Raw genomic sequence first — 21,649 nt, forward strand, 5'->3', positions numbered from 1 at the left:
TGTTGTCCCTTAGTGGGTGTTACGCGAAGTAACTTTTGACGTTTGTTCAGTTCGGTACCCGATGTCCGGGGCCATAGGAGGCATACGTAAGCGCGTCGCGGCTTGCTCAATGGCTGCGGTACCCTGACGCCATGCGTGCCGTACGCCTTCTGCTTAGCGAGCCGCGCTGACCAGTCCCGACCGCCGGTGAACCGGACGGGTCGGCATCAGCGCGGCGTCCCCTCCTGTGTGAGGGGATTTTTCATTTGCCGGCTGTCACAGCCGGACGACGCAGCCGCTGGCAGAGACGATCGATGGAGCTTAAGGATCATGAGCGAGACGAACCCCGCTGCCCCCACTGATACGTCGGTGGATGCCGCGCCGCACCGCTACACGGCCGCCATGGCGGCCGAGATCGAGGCACGCTGGCAGGACTTCTGGGACGCCGAGGGCACGTACGCCGCACCGAACCCCAAGGGTGACCTGGCGGGCGACCCGGAGCTGGTCGCCAAGCCCAAGAAGTTCATCATGGACATGTTCCCGTACCCCTCCGGTGCGGGCCTGCACGTCGGCCACCCGCTGGGCTACATCGCCACCGACGTCTTCGCCCGCTTCCAGCGCATGACCGGGCACAACGTCCTGCACACCCTGGGCTTCGACGCCTTCGGCCTGCCCGCCGAGCAGTACGCCGTGCAGACCGGCACGCACCCGCGCGTGTCCACCGAGGGCAACATCGAGAACATGAAGGCCCAGCTGCGCCGGCTGGGTCTGGGCCACGACAAGCGCCGGTCGTTCGCCACGATCGACCCGGACTACTACAAGTGGACCCAGTGGATCTTCCTGCAGATCTTCAACTCCTGGTACGACGACGAGGCGAAGAAGGCCCGCCCGATCGCCGAGCTGATCGCCCAGTTCGAGTCCGGTGAGCGTGCGGTACCCGGTGGCCGTTCCTGGGACGCGCTGACCGCCGCCGAGCGCGCCGACGTCCTGAGCGAGTACCGGCTGGCCTACGCCTCCGACGCGCCCGTCAACTGGTGCCCGGGGCTGGGCACCGTGCTGGCCAACGAGGAGGTCACCGCCGACGGCCGCTCCGAGCGCGGCAACTTCCCCGTCTTCAAGGCCAAGCTGCGCCAGTGGAACATGCGCATCACCGCCTATGCCGACCGGCTGATCGACGACCTGGACGCGCTGGACTGGCCCGAGGCCATCAAGCTGCAGCAGCGCAACTGGATCGGCCGCTCCGAGGGCGCCCGCGTCGACTTCCCGATCGACGGCGAGAACATCACCGTCTTCACCACCCGCCCCGACACCCTGTTCGGCGCGACCTACATGGTGCTGGCGCCCGAGCACCCGCTGGTCGAGAAGTTCACCCCGGCCGCCTGGCCCGAGGGCACCCACGATGTCTGGACCGGTGGGCACGCCACCCCGGCCGAGGCCGTCGCCGCCTACCGCGCGCAGGCCGCCGCCAAGTCCGACGTGGAGCGCCAGGCCGAGGCCAAGGACAAGACCGGCGTCTTCATCGGCGCCTACGCCTCCAACCCGGTCAACGGCGAGCAGATCCCCGTCTTCATCGCCGACTACGTGCTGATGGGCTACGGCACCGGCGCGATCATGGCCGTTCCGGCGGGCGACCAGCGCGACTTCGAGTTCGCGCGCGCCTTCGAGCTGCCGATCACCTGCATCGTCGAGCCGACCGACGGCCGCGGCACGGACACCTCCACGTGGGAGGACGCCTTCGCCTCGTACGACGCGAAGATCATCAACTCCTCGGGCGAGGGCATCTCCCTGGACGGCCTGCCCGTCGCCGAGGCCAAGGCACGCATCACCGAGTGGCTGGAGCGGTCCGGCGTCGGTGAGGGCACCATCAACTTCCGGCTGCGCGACTGGCTGTTCAGCCGTCAGCGCTACTGGGGCGAGCCCTTCCCGATCGTCTACGACGAGGACGGCGTCGCGCACTCCCTGCCGGAGTCGATGCTGCCGCTGGAGCTGCCCGAGGTCGAGGACTACTCGCCGCGCACCTTCGACCCGGACGACGCGGACACCTCCCCGGAGACCCCGCTGTCCCGCAACGAGGACTGGGTCAACGTCACCCTGGACCTGGGCGACGGGCGCGGTCCGCGGAAGTACCGGCGCGAGACCAACACCATGCCCAACTGGGCCGGTTCCTGCTGGTACGAACTGCGCTACCTGGACCCGCACAACAGCGAGGCCCTGGTCGACCCCGAGATCGAGCAGTACTGGATGGGCCCGCGCCAGGGCCAGCCGCACGGCGGCGTCGACCTGTACGTCGGCGGCGCCGAGCACGCCGTGCTGCACCTGCTGTACGCGCGCTTCTGGTCCAAGGTCCTGTTCGACCTGGGCCACGTCTCCTCCGCGGAGCCGTTCCACAAGCTGTTCAACCAGGGCATGATCCAGGCCTACGTCTACCGGGACGCGCGCGGGATCGCCGTACCGGCCGCCGAGGTGGAGGAGCGCGACGGCGCCTACTACTACCAGGGCGAGAAGGTCTCCCGACTGCTGGGCAAGATGGGCAAGTCCCTGAAGAACGCGGTCACTCCGGACGAGATCTGTGAGGAGTACGGCGCCGACACCCTGCGCCTGTACGAGATGGCCATGGGCCCCCTGGACGTCTCCCGGCCGTGGGACACGCGCGCGGTGGTCGGCCAGTACCGGCTGCTGCAGAGGCTGTGGCGCAACGTCGTCGACGAGGCGAGCGGTGAGGTCACCGTCTCCGACGCCGAGCCCGACGAGGACACCCTGCGTGCCCTGCACAAGGCCATCGACGGTGTGCGCGGCGACCTGGAGGGCATGCGGTTCAACACCGCCATCGCCAAGGTCACCGAGCTGAACAACCACCTGACCAAGGCGGGCGGCGCGCTGCCCCGGTCCGTCGCCGAGGCGCTGGTGCTGCTGATCGCCCCGCTGGCCCCGCACATCGCCGAGGAGCTGTGGCGCAAGCTGGGCCACACCGACTCGGTCGTCCACCAGGACCTGCCGGTCGCCGACCCCGCGTACGTGGTCGACGAGAGCGTGACCTGCGTCGTGCAGATCAAGGGCAAGGTCAAGGCCCGCCTGGAGGTCTCGCCGACCATCTCCGACGAGGAGCTGGAGAAGGTGGCGCTGGCCGACGACAAGGTCGTGGCGGCGCTGGACGGGGCGGGCATCCGCAAGGTGATCGTGCGGGCGCCGAAGCTGGTGAACATCGTTCCGGCGTAGGCTTCCGGCGTAGGCGTGCGGCCGTGTGTGACGCGGTCTGCCCCTAGGGGTTCGCTACGGGCAGGTTCGGGGTTCCGCTGGAACTCCGGACCTGCCTGTCGCGTTTACCGTGGAGGAAGGGCGTGGAACCTCGCGCCCGGTCGGAGGAGGAGCGTTGTGGAGGCACTGTTGGCGATCGTCGCTCTGCTTTTCGTGCTCGTCCTGGTGCTCGGCGCCTACGCCACCGTGAAGGCGGTCGGCGCCGCCAAGCGCGGAGTGGACCGCACCATCACCCAGGCCCGCCGCACGGTCGAGGACCACACCCTGCGGGCCAAGTCCATGGTGCAGCCCGGTCCCGCCGGCGAGGTCGCCCAACTGCGGCTGCGCCTGCGGACCTCCATGCGCGCCACCCAGGACGCACTGCACGCGGGCGCGGCCGAGGACGAGTCCCTCAAGGAGTCCCTCGCCCTCTTCCAGCGGCTCAGCGCGCACGGCCACGAACTCGACGCCGAACTGCGCCGACTGGAGTCCGAGCCCGACCGCGCGACCCTCGCCGAGCGGCTCCCCGCCCTGCGCGAGCGCACCGAGACCATCACCCGCTCCGCGGACTCCCTGCGCTGGGCCGCCCGCGACCGGGCCCGCCGCTTCGCGGACGACGACCTGGACTCCCTGAGCACCCAGATCGACATGGAGGCCGGAGCGCTACGGCACTGGACCACGACCGAGCCGGCGGACCCGGCCGCCGCCCAGTCCCCGCCGTCCTGGCCGGACGCCCCGGCCGCCGACGGCGCGAGCTCCCGGCAGACCTGGCCCGAGACCCCGCGGTCCCGCACGGCCGAGGAACCCACCCAGGCCTCCATCACGCCACCGGCCACCCGCCCCACCTACCCCTGGCAGAAGAAGCCCCGCCCCGAGAACACGACTTGATCCGGCCACGGCCCTCCCGGCCCCGAGGGGTCGGGCTGCCGCCCGGGCGCTACGGCAGGTAACCTCCAGCTCATGTCCCGCCATGTCGCGATCGTCACCGATTCAACGGCCTACTTGCCGCCGCGGACGATGGAGCGTCACGGCATCACCGCGGTACCGCTGACCGTGGTCCTCGGCGACCAGGCACTCGAAGAGGGCACCGAGATCTCGACCCGGTCGCTGGCCCAGGCGCTCCAGAAACGGCGCCCGGTCACCACCTCCCGCCCCAGCCCGCAGCTCTTCGCCGAGACCTACCGCAAGGTCGCCGAGACCGGCGCGACCGGCATCGTCTCCCTCCACCTCTCCGCCGAACTCTCCGGCACCTACGACGCCGCCGTCCTGGCGGCCCGCGAGGCGCCGGTGCCGGTACGGGTCGTGGACACCGGCATGATCGCGATGGCCCTCGGCTTCTGCGCGCTCGCGGCGGCCGAGGCCGCGGGGAGCTGCGGCACCATCGACGAGGCCGTCACGGCCGCCGAGAAGCGGGCCTCCGGCACCTCCGCCTACTTCTACGTCGACACCCTCGACTATCTGCGCCGCGGCGGCCGGATCGGCGCCGCGCAGGCCCTCCTCGGCTCCGCCCTCGCGGTCAAGCCGCTGCTCCAGTTGCAGGGCGGCCGCATCGAACCGCTGGAGAAGGTGCGGACGGCGTCGAAGGCGATCGCCCGCCTGGAGGAGATCGTGGCCGACCGCGCCGGCAGCGCGCAGGTCGACATCGCGGTCCACCATCTCGCCGCCCCCGACCGGGCGTCGGCCCTGGCGGACCGGCTGCGGGCGCGGGTGCCCGGGCTGGCGGACCTGCATGTGAGCGAGGTCGGCGCGGTGATCGGGGCACACACGGGGCCTGGGCTGTTGGGGGCCGTGGTTTCGCCTCGGTGACGGGGTGGTGGCCAGCTGTGGCGGTGGTCGTGGCGGTGGTCGTGGCCGTGGCCGTGGCCGGGATGCGTGGGCCTGTCACTCGTGTGGGTGGTGGAGTTATCCACAACTGGGTGGTTGTCCCCGGGAATTGAGCAAGATCATCGCGGATGCGTGAAGTGCCGGATCCTCGGCGCATGGCACTTCGATCACGTTCACGCACAGCTGTCCCGACCAGTGGGCCTGGCCGCGGCCCTGCCTCGGATGTCCGCAGCCGTCATCGCCGACGCCCCCCGACCACCGGTCGTCGGGGTCGGCATCGGTATGCGTCGGAGGAGGAGCTTCGGCGGCGGGCGGAGGTCATCTTTCCGGAACGGGTTGAGGAGTGGGGGGAGTTGGGGGCGGATGCTCCGGATCCGACGCCTTCTCCGGATCCGGCTCCTTCTCCGGATCCGGCTCCTTCTCCGGTTCTGAGTCCAACGGTGTTGGATCCGTCTCCGTCCTCTGCTCCGGCTTGGGGGGACTGGCGGGTGCGGGTCGGGCTCGCGGTGCGGGAACGGATGCCGGTGTGGCTTCAGACCAGGTGTGGTCTGGAGCGGCGGAGCGTGGTGGCGCTCACGGTGCTGCTCGTGGTCGCGGCCGGTTTCGCCGTGCAGCACTTCTGGACCGGCCGTACGCAGTCGGTGCGGGCGCCGGAGGTGGTGCGGGCCGCGGTGCCCTTCGAGGGGCAGCGGGCGTCCGAGGAGCAACGTACGGAGGCCGGGACCGGGGCCGGGACCGGGGCCGGGGCCGGGGCCGGGGCTGGTGCGTCTGGCGCGGCTGGTACGGCGTCGACGGAGATCGTGGTCGACGTCAGTGGCAAGGTCCGGGAGCCCGGGATCCATCGTCTTCCGGCGGGGTCACGGGTCGCCGACGCCCTCCGCGCGGCCGGCGGGGTCAAGTCGGGTGCGGACACCACCGGGCTCAACCGGGCCCGCTTTCTGATCGACGGCGAGCAGATCGTTGTGGGGGCTCCTGCTGGGGCCGCGCCCGGTCCTGCCGGGGCTACGGGAGGCGCGGCGGGGCCAAGCGGCTCGGTCGGCTCAGGCGGTTCGGTGGCGGGGGCCGGGCCCGCCGCGCCGGTCTCCCTCAACACGGCGACCGTGGACCAGCTCGACACCCTGCCCGGCGTCGGGCCGGTGCTGGCCCAGCACATCATCGACTACCGCACACAGCACGCCGGTTTCCGCTCGGTGGACGAACTGCGCGAGGTCAACGGCATCGGCGAGCGTCGCTTCGCCGACCTGCGGAATCTCGTACGGCCATGAGTCGCGTCCCTGGCCCTGCGGCGCCCCCGCCGACGGCACCTCACCCGCGCCCGGCGGTGCACGCCTCCTCCGGCGCGCGGTTGGGCGCGGCCAACCCCCGGCAGGAGGGGCCGACCGACCTACGACTCGTACCGCCCGCGCTGGCCGCCTGGTTGACGGCGGCGACGATGGTGGACGCCGCGTCGGGATGGATCGTCGGTGTCGCCGTCGGATGCCTGGTCGTGGGGGTGGGGCTCCTGGTGGTGCGGAGGCGTGCCGGGCGTCGGGTGGCGGTCGCCGCCGTGCTGCTGTGCGTCGCCGCGGCAGCCGCCTCCGCTGGGTTGCACGGTGCCGATCTGCGCCGGGGCCCGGTGCCCGCGCTGGTGCGGGAGTACGCCACGGTGACCGCCGAACTGGAGGTCACCTCGGATCCCCGGCTCACCCGGCCGCGGGTCAAGGGGGACCACATGGCCCCGGCCTCCGTGCTGATCGGCGCGGAGGTGCGGCGGGTCGAGAAAGCGGGCGGGGCGGCGGTGGTGACTCGCACGCCGGTGCTGGTGATCGTTGACGTGGGGGCGGGGAGCGAGGGCGAAGGTGAGGGAGGGGCGCCGGACGGATCTGGTGGGCGGACGGCGGGCGGTGAGGGGGCCGCCGGGGCGGGGGCGGCGGCAGGGGTCGGTTCAGGCGGTCACTTGGGTGCGGGGGCTGGTTCCGGTGGACGGCTGGGCGTGGGTGCCGGATTCGGGGGACCGTCGGGTGCGGGTGCGGGTGCGGGTGCGGGTGCCGGGGCCGATGGTCAGGCGGGCGTTCGTGTCGGGGCATCTGCTTCTGCCTGGCTTCGGTTGTTGCCCTCCACGCGGGTGCGGGTGAGTGCGCGGCTGGCGCCGACGGTGCGGGACGGGGACCGGGTCGTGGGGGTGGCGCGGGTCTCGGGCCGGCTGGCGCCGGAGGTCGTGGCGGAGGCGTCGGGGGTGCAGCGGTTCGCGGGGCGGCTCCGGGCGGGGCTGCGGGCGGCCACCGATCCGCTGCCGGGAGATGCCCGGGCGCTGTTGCCGGGGCTGGTCGTCGGTGACACCTCGCGGATCACGCCGGAGCTGGACGAGGCGTTCAAGGCGACCGACCTCGCCCATACGCTCGCCGTCTCCGGGAGCAACCTCACGATCATCCTCGCCCTGCTGATCGGACCGCCAGGGCTGGCCCAGCGGGTCGAACGGCGAGGGCTCGCGCCCCGGCTCGGTATCCCGCTGCGGACGACAGCGGTACTCGGCGGCGTCCTCACCCTGGCCTTCGTCGTCGTGTGCCGGCCGGACCCGAGCGTGCTGCGGGCCGCGGCCTGCGGTGCCGTCGTCCTGCTCGCGCTGGCGACCGGACGCCGCAGATCGCTGATCCCGGCGCTGGCGACGGCCGTACTGCTGCTGGTGCTGTACGACCCCTGGCTGGGCCGGAGTTATGGATTCCTGCTGTCCGTGCTGGCCACCGGCGCCCTGCTGACGATCGGGCCCAGTTGGAGCGCGGCCCTGCAACGGCGGCGGGTGCCACCGCGGTTGGCCGAGGCGCTGGCCGCCGCAGGTGCCGCGCAGGCGCTGTGCGCGCCGGTCGTGGCGGTGCTGTCGGCCCGGGTGAGTCTGGTGGCGGTGCCGTGCAATCTGCTCGCGGAGTTCGCGGTGGCGCCGGCCACGGTGCTGGGCTTCGCGGCGCTGGCGGCGGCACCGGTGGCGATGCCCGTGGCCAAGGTGCTGGCGTGGTGCGCGAGTTGGCCCGCCGGGTGGATCGCGGACGTCGCCCGCACCGGGGCGGCGCTGCCCGGCGCGGGGGTGGACTGGCCGGGCAGCTGGGGCGGGGCGGGTCTGCTCGCCGCGGTCACGGGGGTGCTCGTCCTGGCCGGTCGCCGGTTGCTGCGGCACCCGTGGTGGTGCGGGGTCTGCGGGGCGCTGCTCGTGCTGGTGGTGGTGCAGCCGCCGCCGTTGACCAGGGTCGTCACCGGGTGGCCGCCGCCCGGCTGGCGGTTCGCGGTCTGTGACGTGGGACAGGGTGACGCGACGGTGCTCGCGGCGGGCGACGGCACGGGTGTCGTGGTCGACGCGGGGCCCGACCCGGCGCTGGTCGACCGGTGCCTGCGCACCCTCGGGATCACCAAGGTCCCCTTGGTCGTCCTGACCCACTTCCACGCCGACCATGTGGCGGGCCTGCCCGGGGTGCTGCGCGGGCGGGCGGTGGGCGCGATCGAGACGACCGGGTTCGAAGAGCCCGTGGACCAGGTGGAGTTCGTACGGAGACAGGCGGCGCGACGGCACATCCCGCTCACCCGCGCGGTCGCCGGGGAGCAGCGGCGCACGGGGTCGCTGTCCTGGCAGGTCGTGTGGCCGCCGCCGAGTCCACCGCCGAACGCGCCACCGGGGACACCGGCCGGGCTCGTCGCACCGGAACCGGACGGGCCGAACGACGCCAGTGTCACGCTGCTCGTGCGGTCGGCGGGGCTGCGGTTGCTGCTGCTCGGCGACCTCGAACCCCCGGCCCAGCAGGCGCTGTCGAGATCGTCGGCGGGGGCCCTGCTGGACGGCGTGGACGTCCTCAAGGTGGCCCACCACGGCTCCGCCTACCAGGATCCGGAGCTCATACGGAAGGTGGCTCCGCGGCTGGCGCTGATCTCCTGCGGGAGGGACAACCCGTACGGCCATCCGGCACCCGGCACGGTCGCCGCGCTGCGGGCCTTGGGCGCGGTGGTGCTGCGGACGGACGAGGACGGGGCGTTGGCGGTCTCGGGGGCGGGAGAGGGGTTGCGGGTCTCGGCTGGTTGAAGCCGGTTGAGGTCGGGGGGCTGCGGGCTCGGCTGGTTGAAGCCGGCTGAGGTCGGGGACGGGCTGCGGGCTCGGGTGGCTGAAGCCGGTTGAGGCCGGGGGTGGTGGAGGTCGTGGTGACGGAGACTGAAGGCATGGACTCTGTACAGGTCGACGCCTATCTCCGCCGTCTGGGGGTCGGCCGCCCGGCGCGGCCCACCACGGACGCGCTGCGCGAGCTTCAGCTGCGCCATCTGCGGACCGTGCCCTTCGAGAACCTCTCGGTGCATCTCGGGGAGGAGATCGTGCTGGAGGAGAAGCGGCTGGTGGACAAGGTGGTGGGGGCGCACCGGGGCGGGTTCTGCTACGAACTCAACGGCGCCTTCGGGGCGTTGCTCGGCGCGCTGGGCTTCGACGTGACCCTGCTGGCGGCTCGGGTGTACGGGGAGGAGGGGCGGCTGGGCATTCCGTACGACCATCTCGCGCTGCGGGTGCGGACGATGGACGGGGGCGACTGGCTGGCCGACGTGGGCTTCGGGGCGCACAGTCACCGGCCGCTGGCGATCGGGGTGCGGGAGGAGCAGGACGATCCCGCGGGCGTCTTCCGGGTCGTGGCGGCGGAGCCGGACGCCGCCGGGGTGCGGGGCGGTGGGCTCGCGGCGGCCGAGGCCGTGGACCTGGACGTCGTCATGGACGGCAAGCCCCAGTACCGGTTGGAGGCGCGGCCCCGGGTGCTCCGTGACTTCGTGGCGGGCGCGTGGTGGCACACCACCTCGCCGGGGTCGCACTTCACGAAGTCGCTGGTGTGCTCGCGGGTCACGGAGGACGGCGGGAGGGTCACGCTCAGCGGCCGGGGTCTCACGGTGACGGCGGCGGACGGGGCGCGTGAGGTGCGGGAACTGGCGACGGACGAGGAGGTGCTCGCGGTGTACCGGGACCGGTTCGGGATCGCGCTGGAGCGGGTGCCGGAGGTGCGCGACTTCGGCCGGGCCGGTCGATAGGGAGGGGCGGGGAGGGACAGGGAGGGGCGGGGAGTGTCGGGGCGGTGCCGGAGAATGGGGGCGTGAGTGATGTGAGACATGTGCTGGTGCTGCCCGACCGGGACGCCGCGGAGGAAGCGGCGCGGGAGCTCGGGGAGCGTTTCGGGGTGACCGAGGAGCCGCAGCTGGTGCGGGACGCGCTGGCCGGGGAGGACGACGCGGAGGACGCGCAGTGGCTGGTCGTCGTGCGGGACGAGGAGGGACGGCTCGATCCCGGAGCGTTGGACGAGTTCGCGGGGGAGTGGGACGGGTGGCGGGAGGAGCCGTAGAGCGGTAGAGCCGTAACCGGTAGATCGGTAGATCGGTAGATCGGTACAGCGCAGAGCCGTAGGGCCGTAGAGCGGCAGGGGCGTCGGGGCCCAGGGTGGGGCTTGGGGGCGGGCGTTGTCAGTGGCGCGTGCCATGCTTGTCGCGATGGCCAGGAAGACTGCGAATGACGACCCTCTCGCCCCCGTGACGCTTGCCGTGGGCCAGGAGGACCTTCTGCTCGACCGTGCCGTGCAGGAGGTGGTGGCCGCCGCTCGGGCCGCCGACGCCGACACGGACGTACGGGACCTGACTTCGGACCAGTTGCAGCCCGGCACCCTTGCCGAGCTGACCAGTCCCTCGCTCTTCGCGGAGCGCAAGGTCGTGGTCGTACGCAACGCGCAGGACCTGTCGGCCGACACGGTCAAGGACGTGAAGGGGTATCTCGGGGCGCCCGCCGAGGAGATCACCCTCGTGTTGCTGCACGCGGGGGGTGTGAAGGGCAAGGGTCTGCTCGACGCCGCGCGCAAGGCCGGGGCGCGGGAGGTGGCCTGCCCGAAGATGACCAAGCCGGCGGACCGGCTGGCGTTCGTGCGGGGGGAGTTCCGGGCGACGGGGCGGTCGGCGACGCCGGAGGCCTGTCAGGCGCTGGTCGACTCGATCGGCAGTGATCTGCGGGAGCTGGCGTCGGCCGTGTCGCAGCTGGTGGCCGATGTCGAGGGGACGATCGACGAGGCGGTGGTCGGGCGGTATTACACCGGGCGGGCCGAGGCGTCGAGCTTCACCGTGGCCGACCGGGCGGTCGAGGGACGGGCCGCGGAGGCGTTGGAGGCGCTGCGGTGGTCGCTGGCGACCGGGGTGGCGCCGGTGATGATCACCAGTGCGTTGGCGCAGGGGGTGCGGGCGATCGGGAAGCTGTCGTCGGCGCGGGGCGGACGGCCGGCGGATCTCGCGCGGGAGCTGGGGATGCCGCCGTGGAAGATCGACCGGGTGCGTCAGCAGATGCGGGGGTGGACGCCCGACGGGGTGGCCTTCGCGCTGCGGGCGGTGGCCGAGGCGGACGCGGGGGTGAAGGGCGGCGGGGACGATCCTGAGTACGCCCTGGAGAAGGCGGTCGTCGCGATCGCTCGGGCGGCGCGGTCGCGGGGGCGTGGGTAGGGCGTAGGCAGCGGGCGGCGTCGGTCCGGTGCCGGGGCGCGTGGCGGGTCGGCTGGCGGGCCGGCTGGTGGGGTCGGCCTCGGAGTGTGGCCTGACCGGCGTTCCCCAGGCACGGTCGTGACGATTGTCCGTGGGGGGAGGACAATCGGAGGCATCAGCCGCATATCGCCGAGGTCATGGAGAGGTGGCGGTGGTCATGGCTGAACATCCGCACGCAACGCTCGTCCGCAAGGGCTTCGAGGCTTTCACCCGGGGGGACATGGACACCCTGCGGGAACTGATCGCCAAGGACGCCACGCATCATGTGCCCGGCACTCACCCGCTCTCGGGCGACTTCAAGGGGCAGGACGCGATCCTCGACATGTACCGGCGGCTCGGTGAGGAGACCGAGGGGTCGATGCGACTGGAGATGCTCGGGATCGCCGTCGACGGCCGGGGTCACGCGGTCGGCATGTGCCGGGTCACGGCCGATCGGCAGGGGCGGCATCTGGACGACACCGGCTGCATCGTGTTCCGGATCGTCGGGGACAAGGTCACCGACCTCGACGAGTGTGTCGAGGACATGGAGAAGAGCGACGCGTTCTGGTCCTGAGGCCCGGCCCGGTACGCCGAAGGCCCCGGCTTCCGCCCTGGGGAAGGGAGGGTGCCGGGGCCTTCGGTTCACGATGGTGGATCCGCGCCCGCGTGGCGAACGCAGGCCGCGCGCAGATCCGGGGAGCCGGTCGGGAGCGGATGAGAGAGGGCCCGCTCGGGTCCTTCCGGCGTCAAATCAAGTGTCAGCCGTTGAGGCCGGTGACCTTCGAAGCAAGCGCCGACTTCTTGTTGGCGGCCTGGTTCTTGTGGATGACGCCCTTCGAGACGGCCTTGTCGAGCTGACGCGCGGCAGCGCGCTGGTACTCGGTGGCCTTCTCGACGTCACCCGCGGCAGCAGCCTCACGGGCCTTGCGGATCGCGGTCTTCAGGGAGGACTTGACGGCCTTGTTGCGCAGCCGGGCCTTCTCGTTGGTCTTGATCCGCTTGATCTGGGACTTGATGTTCGCCACTGATTGAGCCTTTTCAGGTTCAGGCACGGAACCGCGAGGGATCCGGGCCAGGTGATTTCTTGGGGTGTGCCTCGCGCTGAGAGGGCATGAGACACAGCCACCCAGGCTACCAGGGGGGCGGCCGGTGGCCCAAAACGGTCCCCGGTCGCCCGCCGTGGGACCATGGAGCCTACGTATCGATCCGACCCGAGGCATAAGGCGCCTCAAGAGACAGGACCCTGCGTGCCCGCGACCCCTAACAATGTGCCCGAGCCGAGCCGTACCGACCCGGCTCTGATCCGCAATTTCTGCATCATCGCGCACATCGACCACGGCAAGTCCACCCTCGCCGACCGGATGCTCCAGCTGACCGGTGTGGTCGAGCAGCGGCAGATGCGTGCTCAGTACCTCGACCGTATGGACATCGAGCGTGAGCGTGGCATCACGATCAAGTCCCAGGCGGTGCGTTTGCCGTGGGCTCCGACCCACGACAAGACCAACACGCACATCCTGAACATGATCGACACCCCCGGGCACGTCGACTTCACCTACGAGGTCTCGCGGTCGCTCGCCGCCTGCGAGGGGACCATCCTCCTCGTCGACGCCGCCCAGGGCATCGAGGCCCAGACCCTCGCCAACCTGTACCTGGCGATGGAGAACGACCTCACGATCATCCCCGTACTGAACAAGATCGATCTGCCGGCCGCGCAGCCCGAGAAGTTCGCCGAGGAGCTCGCCAACCTCGTCGGGTGCGACCCGGACGACGTGCTGCGGGTCTCCGCCAAGACCGGTGTCGGTGTCGACGCGCTGCTCGACCGGGCCGTCCGGGACATCCCGGCCCCCGTCGGTGTCGCCGACGCGCCCGCCCGCGCGATGATCTTCGACTCCGTCTACGACTCCTACCGCGGTGTCGTGACGTACGTCCGTGTCATCGACGGGCAGCTCAACAAGCGTGAGCGCATCAAGATGATGTCGACCGGCGCCACCCACGAGCTGCTGGAGATCGGGACGAACTCGCCCGAGATGCTCGGCGCCGACGGCCTCGGCGTCGGTGAGGTGGGCTACCTCATCACCGGTGTGAAGGACGTCCGCCAGTCCAAGGTCGGTGACACCGTCACCAGCCAGCACAAGGGGGCCACCGAGGCGCTCGGGGGATACAAGGACCCCAGGCCCATGGTCTTCTCCGGGCTCTATCCGCTGGACGGCTCCGACTACCCGGAGCTGCGCGAGGCCCTCGACAAGCTCCAGCTCAACGACGCCGCGCTCGTCTACGAGCCGGAGACCTCCGCCGCGCTGGGCTTCGGTTTCCGGGTCGGCTTCCTCGGTCTGCTGCACCTCGACGTGATCCGGGAGCGGCTGGAGCGCGAGTTCGGGCTCGACCTCATCGCCACCGCGCCGAACGTGGTCTACCGCGTGGACATGGAGGACGGCAGCGAGCACGTCGTCACCAACCCGAGCGAGTTCCCCGAGGGGAAGATCGACAAGGTCTACGAGCCTGTCGTACGGGCCACGATCCTGGCTCCCTCGGAGTTCATCGGGTCGATCATGGAGCTGTGCCAGACCCGGCGCGGCACCCTGCTCGGCATGGACTACCTGTCCGAGGACCGCGTCGAGATCCGGTACACGCTGCCGCTCGCCGAGATCGTCTTCGACTTCTTCGACCAGCTGAAGTCCAAGACCCGCGGCTACGCCTCCCTGGACTACGAGCCCACCGGCGAGCAGACCTCCAGCCTCGTCAAGGTCGACATCCTGCTGCACGGCGACAAGGTCGACGCCTTCTCGGCGATCACGCACAAGGACGCGGCGTACGCGTACGGTGTGCGGCTCGTCGCCAAGCTGCGCGAGCTCATCCCGCGGCAGGCCTTCGAGGTGCCCATCCAGGCCGCGATCGGTTCCCGGGTCATCGCCCGCGAGACCATCCGCGCCATCCGCAAGGACGTCCTCGCCAAGTGCTACGGCGGTGACATCTCCCGTAAGCGGAAGCTGCTGGAGAAGCAGAAGGAGGGCAAGAAGCGGATGAAGATGGTGGGCTCTGTGGAGGTTCCGCAGGAGGCCTTCATCGCCGTGCTGAGCAGTGACGACAGCGCGGGTTCCGGCAAGGCCAAGAAGTAACCGCGTTTTCCCGTGGGAACAGGGGCCCGTCGCGTGTGAGCGTGACGGGCCCCTACGCGTGCGTAACGTCGCGCTCTGTAGGAAGTGACAGGCCGTCGCCCCTTACGCAGGCGGCGGTCGCGCTCTACTCTGATCTCCACTCGATAGTTACTCGTGAGTTAAACAACACTCGAGCAGCACCACCAGCCGCACTGAGCCACCAGCCGCACTGAGCCAGCCGCCGCACTGTCGCGGGCCCCGGAGGATGTCGTGAGCGACACACAGACCCTGATCGAGAACCGTCCGCCGAGCGTGGCGACCCTCTTCCTTGAGCGCGTTGCGGCCACGCCGGACGCGGAGGCGTACCGCTACCCGGTGCCTCCGGCCTCCGGTGAGGGCCCCGACGAGTGGAAGTCGCTGAGCTGGGGGCAGACCGCCGAGCGGGTCTACGCGATCGCCGCAGGCCTGATCGAGCTCGGGGTGCAGCCCGAGCAGCGGGTCGCGCTGTCCTCCTCGACCCGGGTCGAGTGGATCCTCGCCGACCTGGGCATCCTGTGCGCCGGTGCCGCCACCACCACGGTGTATCCGCAGACCAACGCCGAGGAGTCGGCGTTCATCGTCTCCGACTCCGAGAGCCGCGTCCTGTTCGCGGAGAACGCCGAGCAGCTGGCCAAGGCGGTCGAGAAGCGCGCCGAGCTGCCCGAGCTGACCCATGTCGTGGTCATCGACGCCGAGGGCGTGGAGACCGGCGACTGGGTGCTCACCCTCGCCGAGCTGGAGGCCCGGGGCGCGGCCCGTCTGGAGAAGGACCCCGACCTGATCAAGGAGAAGGTCGGCGCGATCACCAAGGACCAGCTGGCCACCCTCATCTACACCTCGGGCACCACGGGCCGCCCCAAGGGCGTCCGCCTCCCGCACGACAACTGGGCCTACATGGCCAAGGCCATCGCCGCGACCGGTCTGATCAGCGCCGAGGACGTGCAGTACCTCTGGCTGCCCCTCGCGCACGTCTTCGGCAAGGTCCTCACCTCCGGCCAGATCGAGGTCGGGCACGTCACCGCCGTCGACGGCCGCGTCGACAAGATCATCGAGAATCTGCCGGTCGTGCAGCCGACGTACATGGCCGCCGTTCCGCGCATCTTCGAGAAGGTCTACAACGGGGTCGCCGCGAAGGCCCGGGCGGGCGGCGGCGCCAAGTACAAGATCTTCCAGTGGGCCTCCCAGGTGGCGCGCGAGTACGCCAAGGCCAGCCAGGACAACTTCCGTCGCACCGGCACGGCGAGCGCGCCCTTCGGCCTCTCCGCCAAGCACAAGGTCGCCGACGCGCTGGTCTTCGCCAAGATCCGCGAGGCGTTCGGCGGGAACCTGCGCGCGTGTGTCTCCGGGTCGGCGGCGCTCTCGCCCGAGATCGGGTACTTCTTCGCCGGTGCCGGCATCCACATCCTGGAGGGCTACGGCCTCACGGAGTCCTCGGCGGCCTCCTTCGTGAACCCCGGCGAGGCGTACCGCACCGGCACGGTCGGCAAGCCGCTGCCCGGCACGGAGGTGCGCATCGCGGACGACGGCGAGATCCTGCTGCGCGGTCCCGGCATCATGGAGGGCTACCACGGGCTGCCCGAGAAGACCGCCGAGGTGCTGGAGAGCGACGGCTGGTTCCACACCGGGGACATCGGTGAGCTCTCGCCCGACGGCTATCTCCGCATCACCGACCGCAAGAAGGACCTCATCAAGACGTCCGGCGGCAAGTACATCGCGCCGGCCGAGGTCGAGGGTCAGTTCAAGGCGGTGTGCCCGTACGTCTCCAACATCCTCGTGCACGGTGCCGACCGGAACTTCTGCACGGCGCTCATCGCTCTCGACGAGGTCGCGATTCTGGGCTGGGCCGAGGAGAACGGGCTCGGCGGGAAGTCGTACGCGGAGGTCGTCGCCGATCCGGCCGCGGTGGCGCTTGTCGAGGGGTACGTCAAGGAACTCAACGGGGGGCTTCAGCGGTGGCAGACCATCAAGAAGTTCCGGTTGCTGCCTCGGGATCTCGATGTGGAGCATGGGGAGATCACGCCGAGTCTGAAGTTGAAGAGGCCGGTTGTGGAGCGGGAGTACAAGCATCTTATTGACGAGATGTATGCGGGTACTCGCGAGGCGTAGGGGGTGGTGGGGGACCGTTGGCGGCTGACGGTGCGTGGGGGCTGGTCGCGCAGTTCCCCGCGCCCCTAAGAGCCTTGGCCCCGGCCCTGTTCAGCAGTTGCCGTAGCTCCTGGATCTGGGTGCGCAATGCCGCCCGGTCCGGGGGGCCTTCTCCCTCCAACTCCGCCTCCAGCTCCGCCAGTCTGCTGTTCACTTCCCCGTAATCCGCCTGGTCCTGGGCCAGTAGTCGCTCCAGTTGCTGGTTCTTTCTGTGCAGGTCCAGGAAGACGCTGACCTTTGCCCTCAGGACCCAGGGGTCGAACGGCTTGGTCAGGTAGTCGGCCGCGCCGGTGGCGTAGCCGCGGAAGGCGTAGCCGGAGTCGTCCTCCGCGCCGGTCAGGAAGATGATCGGGACGTCCTTGGTCTGGTCGAGCCGTTTGATGTTCGCGGCGGTCTCGAAGCCGTCCATGCCCGGCATGCGGACGTCGAGCAGTACGAGGGCGAACTGTCGGCGCAGCAGCGCCTTCATCGCCTCCTCGCCCGAACGTGCCCGGACGAGCGGCTCGTTGAGGGACCCCAGGACGGCCTCCAGCGCGATCAGGTTGTCCTCCATGTCGTCGACCAGGAGGATGCTGGCGCGCTCGTCGGTCGTTGCCTCAGCGCTCATGGTGACTGTGCCTCATTCAGTCGTCGGCGGAACCGCCACGTCCCCACTCGTGTCCGGTTCCTCTACGGCGGTTTCCGCGGCGGGATCGGTCTCGTCCTCGCCCTCGGGGTCCAGGAGTGCGCAGACCACGGTCAGCAGCTGGTCGACGTCGACCGGTTTGGGTACGTAGTCGTTGGCGCCCCGCGCGATCGACTTCTCGCGGTCTCCCGGCATCGCCTTCGCGGTCAGCGCGACGATGGGCAGCCCCGTCCAGCGGGGGGTGCGGCGGATGGCGGCGATGGTCTCGTAGCCGTCCATCTCCGGCATCATGATGTCCATCAGGACGAGTTCGACGTCGGGGTTGCGTTCCAGCGTCTCGATGCCCTCGCGGCCGTTCTCGGCGTAGAGGACGGGCATGCCGACCCGGCCCAGGACATGGGTGAGGGCGAAGACGTTGCGGATGTCGTCGTCGACGATCAGCACCCGGCGTCCGGGGAGCACCTGGCCCGCCCGGCCCGACTTCCACGCCTCCAGTTTGGTCGGTGCGGGCCAGGAGTCGTCCACGTCGTGGGCGGCCGTGTAGGGCTCCGAGGAGAGCTGTTCCGGCACCGTCGGCAGGGAGCGGTCCTCGGGGACCGGGCCGGTCGCCGGGTGGCCGGGGCTGACGACGGGGACGTAGAGCGTGAAGGTGGAGCCCTTGCCGGGTTCGCTCTCGGCGACGATACGGCCGCCCAGCAGGCCGGCGATCTCCCGGCTGATGGACAGCCCGAGGCCGGTGCCGCCGTACTTGCGGTTGGTGGTGCCGTCGGCCTGCTGGAACGCCTCGAAGATCACCGGGAGTTTCTCGGCCGCGATGCCGATCCCGGTGTCGGAGACGGCGAAGGCGATCACCTCGTCGCTCTCCCTGACGTACCGGCGCTCGGGGTCCTTGACCCGGTTCACCCGGAGCTCGACCCGGCCGCCCGCGGTGAACTTGATCGCGTTGGACAGCAGGTTGCGCAGGATCTGCTGGAGGCGCTGTTCGTCGGAGTACATCTCCCGCGGTACGTCCTTGCCGACGGCCACCTCGAAGGCGAGCCCCCGGTCGAGGGTGAGCGGGCGGAAGGTGGCGTGGACGTAGTCGAGGAGCTTGATCAGCGGGAGCTTCTTCGGGCGGACGTCCATCCGGCCCGCCTCGATCTTGGAGAGGTCGAGGATGTCGTTGATGAGCTGGAGGAGGTCCGAGCCCGAGCGGTGGATCGTCGTCGCGAACTGGACCTCCTGGTCCGACAGATGGCCGTCCGGGTTGTCGGATAGGAGCCTTGCCAGGATCAGCAACGAGTTCAGGGGGGTGCGGAGTTCGTGTGACATGTTCGCCAGGAACTCCGACTTGTACTGGGATGAGGTGGCCAACAGGGCGGCCTTTTCCTCCAGTTCCGCGTTCGAGCGCTGCAACTCCGCCTGCTGCTTCTGGAGTTCGTCCGAGCGTTCCTGGAGCTGCATCGCGAGGCGCTGGGACTCGCCGAGCAGGGACTCCGTGCGGGAGTTGGCGATGATGGTGTTGATCGCGACGCCGATGGTGTTCACGAACTGGTCGAAGAACGCCAGGTGGACGTCGGAGAAGCGGGAGAACGAGGCGAGTTCGATGACGCCCAGGAGCTTGTCCTCGAAGAGGATCGGGATGATGACGACGCTTGTCGGGGCCGCCTCACCCAGACCGCTGTTGATCTTGATGTAGTCGGGCGGGGCCTCCTCTACGAGGATGCGCTTCTTCTCGCGGGCTGCCTGGCGGACCAGACCGTGCACGGGGAGGCCGCCGGTCTCCACGGTCGCGCCCTGGGCCGAGCCGTAGCCCGCGATGAACGCCAGTCCCTTTGCAGGAACGGTTGTGCGGATGGATGCGCCGTCCTCGTCCGGGTCGGCCAGGAAGAACGCCCCGTACTGGGCGTTCACCAGCGGCGTCAGCTCGCGCAGGATCAGGTCGGCGACCTCCATCAGGTCGCGGTGGCCCTGCATCAGCGCGGCGAGACGGGCCAGGTTCGACTCCAGCCAGTCCTTCGCGCGGGTGGTCTCGCGGAGGTTGGCCACCATCAGGTTGATGTTGTCCTTCAGCTCGGCGACCTCGCCCTGTGTCTCCACGGTGATCGAGCGGGACATGTCGCCCTGGGCCACCGCGGAGGCCACCTCGGCGATCGCGCGGACCTGGGTGGTCAGGTTCGACGCCAGCTCGTTCACGTTGGTCGTCAGGCGCTTCCAGGTGCCGTACACGCCCTCGACCCGTGCCTGGCCGCCGAGTTGGCCCTCGGAGCCGACCTCGCGGGCCACGCGGGTGACCTCGGAGGAGAAGGAGGAGAGGGTGTCGACCATGGTGTTGATGGCGGTCTTCAGCTCCAGGATCTCGCCTCGCGCGTCCACGTCGATCTTCTTCGACAGGTCGCCGTTGGCGACGGCTGTCGTCACCTGGGCGATGTTCCGCACCTGGGAAGTCAGGTTGTCGGCCATGTAGTTGACGTTGTCGGTCAGGTCACGCCAGACACCGGACACGCCCAGCACCTGGGCGCGGCCGCCCAGTCTGCCGTCGGTGCCGACCTCGCGGGCCACGCGGGTGACCTCGTCGGCGAAGGCCCGTAGCTGCTCCACCATCGTGTTGACGGTGTCCTTCAGCTCCAGGATCTCGCCGCGGGCGTCGACTGTGATCTTCTTGGAGAGGTCGCCGTTGGCCACCGCTGTCGTCACCTGGGCGATGTTCCGCACCTGCGAAGTCAGGTTCAGGGCCATGAAGTTGACGTTGTCGGTGAGGTCCTTCCAGACGCCGCTCACGCCCCGCACCTGCGCCTGGCCGCCGAGGTTGCCTTCGGTGCCGACCTCGCGGGCGACGCGGGTGACCTCGTCGGCGAAGGCGGAGAGCTGGTCCACCATCGTGTTGATCGTGGACTTCAGCTCCAGGATCTCGCCCTTGGCCTCGACCGTGATCTTCTTGCCGAGGTCGCCCTGGGCCACCGCGGTGGAGACCAGGGCGATGTTCCGCACCTGCGAGGTCAGGTTGTCCGCCATGAAGTTGACGTTGTCGGTGAGGTCCTTCCAGACGCCGCTCACGCCCCGCACCTGGGCCCGGCCGCCGAGGTTGCCTTCGGTGCCGACCTCGCGGGCGACGCGGGTGACCTCGTCGGCGAAGGCGGAGAGCTGGTCCACCATCGTGTTGATGGTCGACTTCAGTTCGAGGATCTCGCCCTGCGCGTCGACGGTGATCTTCTGCGACAGGTCGCCGTTGGCGACGGCGGTCGTCACCTGGGCGATGTTGCGGACCTGGGAAGTCAGGTTCGACGCCATGAAGTTGACGTTGTCGGTGAGGTCCTTCCACACCCCGCTCACACCCCGCACCTGAGCGCGTCCGCCCAGCTGCCCCTCGGTGCCGACCTCGCGGGCGACCCTCGTGACCTCGTCGGCGAAGGCGGAGAGCTGGTCCACCATCGTGTTCACGGTCAGCTTCAGTTCCAGCAGCTCACCGGTGGCCTCGACGGTGACCGTGCGGGTCAGGTCGCCGCGGGCCACGGCCGTGGTCACCAGGGCGATGTCACGGACCTGCGCGGTCAGCCGGGAGGCCATCGTGTTGACCGCCTCGGTCACATCCCGCCAACTGCCCGACAGGCCGGTCACCTTGGCCCGCCCGCCGAGTCGGCCCTCGGTGCCGACCTCGCGGGCGACCCGGGTCACCTCACCCGTGAACAGCGACAACTGGTCGACCATCTTGTTCACGGCCCGGCCGAGCCGACGCAGATCGCCCCGCAACTGGCGGTTGCCGTCATGCAGATCGACCCGCTGGGTCAGATCGCCGCCGGCCACCGCGTCCAGCACCCGGGTCGCGTTGGCGGCCGGGGCGACCAGGGCGTCCAGCAGCTGGTTCACATCGCTGACCCGGGAGGCCCAGGCGCCGGCACCCGGGCTCGGCGAGAGCCGCTCGTCCAGCCGGCCGTGCCGCACCAGCTCCCGCTTGACCCGCTGGACCTCCGTGGTGAAGTGGACGTTGCGGTCCACCAACTGGTTGAAGATCGCGGACAGCTCGGCCACGACGGGGCCGTGCCCCGTCTCCGGCACCTTCGAGAAGTGCCCGTCCCGCGCGGCCGTCATCGCGGCGAGCAGCGGACGCAGATCCGATGCTCGAATCTGGTCGTGATTCTGTCCGTCTTCGAGCACACGCGTAGCACTGTTCTCACTCATGGCGGCCCACTTCGGTAACTCGGCGCTTATGGGCGCAGTCAGTCTGTCACTCTGTTCGCATCCGCTG

Annotated in this window: 14 protein-coding genes; 11 read left to right on the forward strand and 3 right to left on the reverse strand. The window is 70.3% G+C overall.

Features of this window, described 5'->3' with window-relative positions; genetic code table 11:
* Positions 1-309 precede the first annotated feature (309 nt).
* The 9 genes from leuS to OG885_RS30155 all read left to right on the forward strand — a co-directional run bounded on the left by leuS (position 310) and on the right by OG885_RS30155 (position 12,094).
* Entirely contained in the window at positions 310-3,195 is a 2,886-nt protein-coding gene (gene leuS / locus OG885_RS30115) for a leucine--tRNA ligase (RefSeq protein WP_405737305.1), read from the forward strand.
* Positions 3,196-3,351: 156 nt separating this feature from the next.
* Complete coding sequence (locus OG885_RS30120; protein WP_405737308.1) at positions 3,352-4,101, forward strand: hypothetical protein; 750 nt, start codon at positions 3,352-3,354, stop codon at positions 4,099-4,101.
* Between the two features lie 72 nt (positions 4,102-4,173).
* Positions 4,174-5,019 (forward strand): DegV family protein, encoded by an 846-nt coding sequence (locus OG885_RS30125; protein WP_405737311.1) that lies wholly within the window; start codon positions 4,174-4,176, stop codon positions 5,017-5,019.
* Between the two features lie 173 nt (positions 5,020-5,192).
* Positions 5,193-6,302: a helix-hairpin-helix domain-containing protein gene (locus OG885_RS30130; RefSeq protein ID WP_405737314.1), complete on the forward strand. Its 1,110-nt coding sequence runs from the start codon at positions 5,193-5,195 to the stop codon at positions 6,300-6,302.
* On the forward strand, positions 6,299-9,079 hold the full coding sequence (locus tag OG885_RS30135; RefSeq protein WP_405737316.1) for a ComEC/Rec2 family competence protein: 2,781 nt from the start codon (positions 6,299-6,301) through the stop codon (positions 9,077-9,079). Before OG885_RS30130 ends, OG885_RS30135 begins: the two co-directional genes overlap by 4 nt.
* A 134-nt stretch (positions 9,080-9,213) precedes the next feature.
* A complete protein-coding gene (locus OG885_RS30140) occupies positions 9,214-10,059 on the forward strand; it encodes an arylamine N-acetyltransferase (RefSeq protein WP_405737319.1) in 846 nt (281 codons plus the stop codon).
* Positions 10,060-10,121: 62 nt separating this feature from the next.
* Complete coding sequence (locus OG885_RS30145; RefSeq protein WP_405737321.1) at positions 10,122-10,367, forward strand: hypothetical protein; 246 nt, start codon at positions 10,122-10,124, stop codon at positions 10,365-10,367.
* A gap of 145 nt (positions 10,368-10,512) precedes the next feature.
* The gene (gene holA, locus OG885_RS30150) at positions 10,513-11,502 is read left to right on the forward strand and encodes a DNA polymerase III subunit delta (RefSeq protein WP_405737324.1); all 990 of its coding nucleotides are present in this window, start codon (positions 10,513-10,515) and stop codon (positions 11,500-11,502) included.
* 196 nt (positions 11,503-11,698) lie between these two features.
* On the forward strand, positions 11,699-12,094 hold the full coding sequence (locus OG885_RS30155; RefSeq protein WP_399956168.1) for a nuclear transport factor 2 family protein: 396 nt from the start codon (positions 11,699-11,701) through the stop codon (positions 12,092-12,094).
* A gap of 184 nt (positions 12,095-12,278) precedes the next feature.
* Here OG885_RS30155 and rpsT read toward each other — a convergent pair whose 3' ends face one another.
* A complete protein-coding gene (gene rpsT / locus OG885_RS30160; protein WP_329339357.1) occupies positions 12,279-12,545 on the reverse strand; it encodes a 30S ribosomal protein S20 in 267 nt (88 codons plus the stop codon).
* A 222-nt stretch (positions 12,546-12,767) separates the two neighbouring features.
* Between rpsT and lepA the strand changes: the two genes are divergently transcribed.
* Together lepA and OG885_RS30170 are read left to right on the forward strand one after the other, a co-directional pair.
* Positions 12,768-14,636, forward strand: a complete 1,869-nt coding sequence (gene lepA, locus OG885_RS30165) for a translation elongation factor 4 (protein ID WP_399956165.1) — start codon at positions 12,768-12,770, stop codon at positions 14,634-14,636.
* 249 nt (positions 14,637-14,885) lie between these two features.
* Positions 14,886-16,760, forward strand: coding sequence for an AMP-dependent synthetase/ligase (locus tag OG885_RS30170; RefSeq protein WP_405737329.1), 1,875 nt, complete (start codon positions 14,886-14,888; stop codon positions 16,758-16,760).
* Here OG885_RS30170 and OG885_RS30175 read toward each other — a convergent pair.
* Positions 16,723-17,406 (reverse strand): two-component system response regulator, encoded by a 684-nt coding sequence (locus OG885_RS30175; protein WP_405737332.1) that lies wholly within the window; start codon positions 17,404-17,406, stop codon positions 16,723-16,725. The genes OG885_RS30170 and OG885_RS30175 overlap by 38 nt on opposite strands.
* Before the next feature lie 12 nt (positions 17,407-17,418).
* Positions 17,419-21,582: a HAMP domain-containing protein gene (locus OG885_RS30180; RefSeq protein ID WP_405737335.1), complete on the reverse strand. Its 4,164-nt coding sequence runs from the start codon at positions 21,580-21,582 to the stop codon at positions 17,419-17,421.
* Positions 21,583-21,649 lie beyond the last annotated feature (67 nt).

Origin of the sequence: Streptomyces sp. NBC_00028 (genome assembly GCF_045041065.1) — a bacterium.
Classification (GTDB): Bacteria; Actinomycetota; Actinomycetes; order Streptomycetales; family Streptomycetaceae; genus Streptomyces.

Bases quoted from the DNA above. Each gene is read 5' to 3' on its own strand.
- OG885_RS30130 (WP_405737314.1), top strand. From the start codon at position 5,193: ATGGCACTTCGATCACGTTCACGCACAGCTGTCCCGACCAGTGGGCCT.
- OG885_RS30125 (WP_405737311.1), top strand. From the start codon at position 4,174: ATGTCCCGCCATGTCGCGATCGTCACCGATTCAACGGCCTACTTGCCG.
- leuS (WP_405737305.1), top strand. From the start codon at position 310: ATGAGCGAGACGAACCCCGCTGCCCCCACTGATACGTCGGTGGATGCC.
- OG885_RS30175 (WP_405737332.1), bottom strand. From the start codon at position 17,406: ATGAGCGCTGAGGCAACGACCGACGAGCGCGCCAGCATCCTCCTGGTC.
- holA (WP_405737324.1), top strand. From the start codon at position 10,513: ATGGCCAGGAAGACTGCGAATGACGACCCTCTCGCCCCCGTGACGCTT.
- OG885_RS30140 (WP_405737319.1), top strand. From the start codon at position 9,214: ATGGACTCTGTACAGGTCGACGCCTATCTCCGCCGTCTGGGGGTCGGC.
- OG885_RS30135 (WP_405737316.1), top strand. From the start codon at position 6,299: ATGAGTCGCGTCCCTGGCCCTGCGGCGCCCCCGCCGACGGCACCTCAC.
- OG885_RS30155 (WP_399956168.1), top strand. From the start codon at position 11,699: ATGGCTGAACATCCGCACGCAACGCTCGTCCGCAAGGGCTTCGAGGCT.
- OG885_RS30180 (WP_405737335.1), bottom strand. From the start codon at position 21,582: ATGAGTGAGAACAGTGCTACGCGTGTGCTCGAAGACGGACAGAATCAC.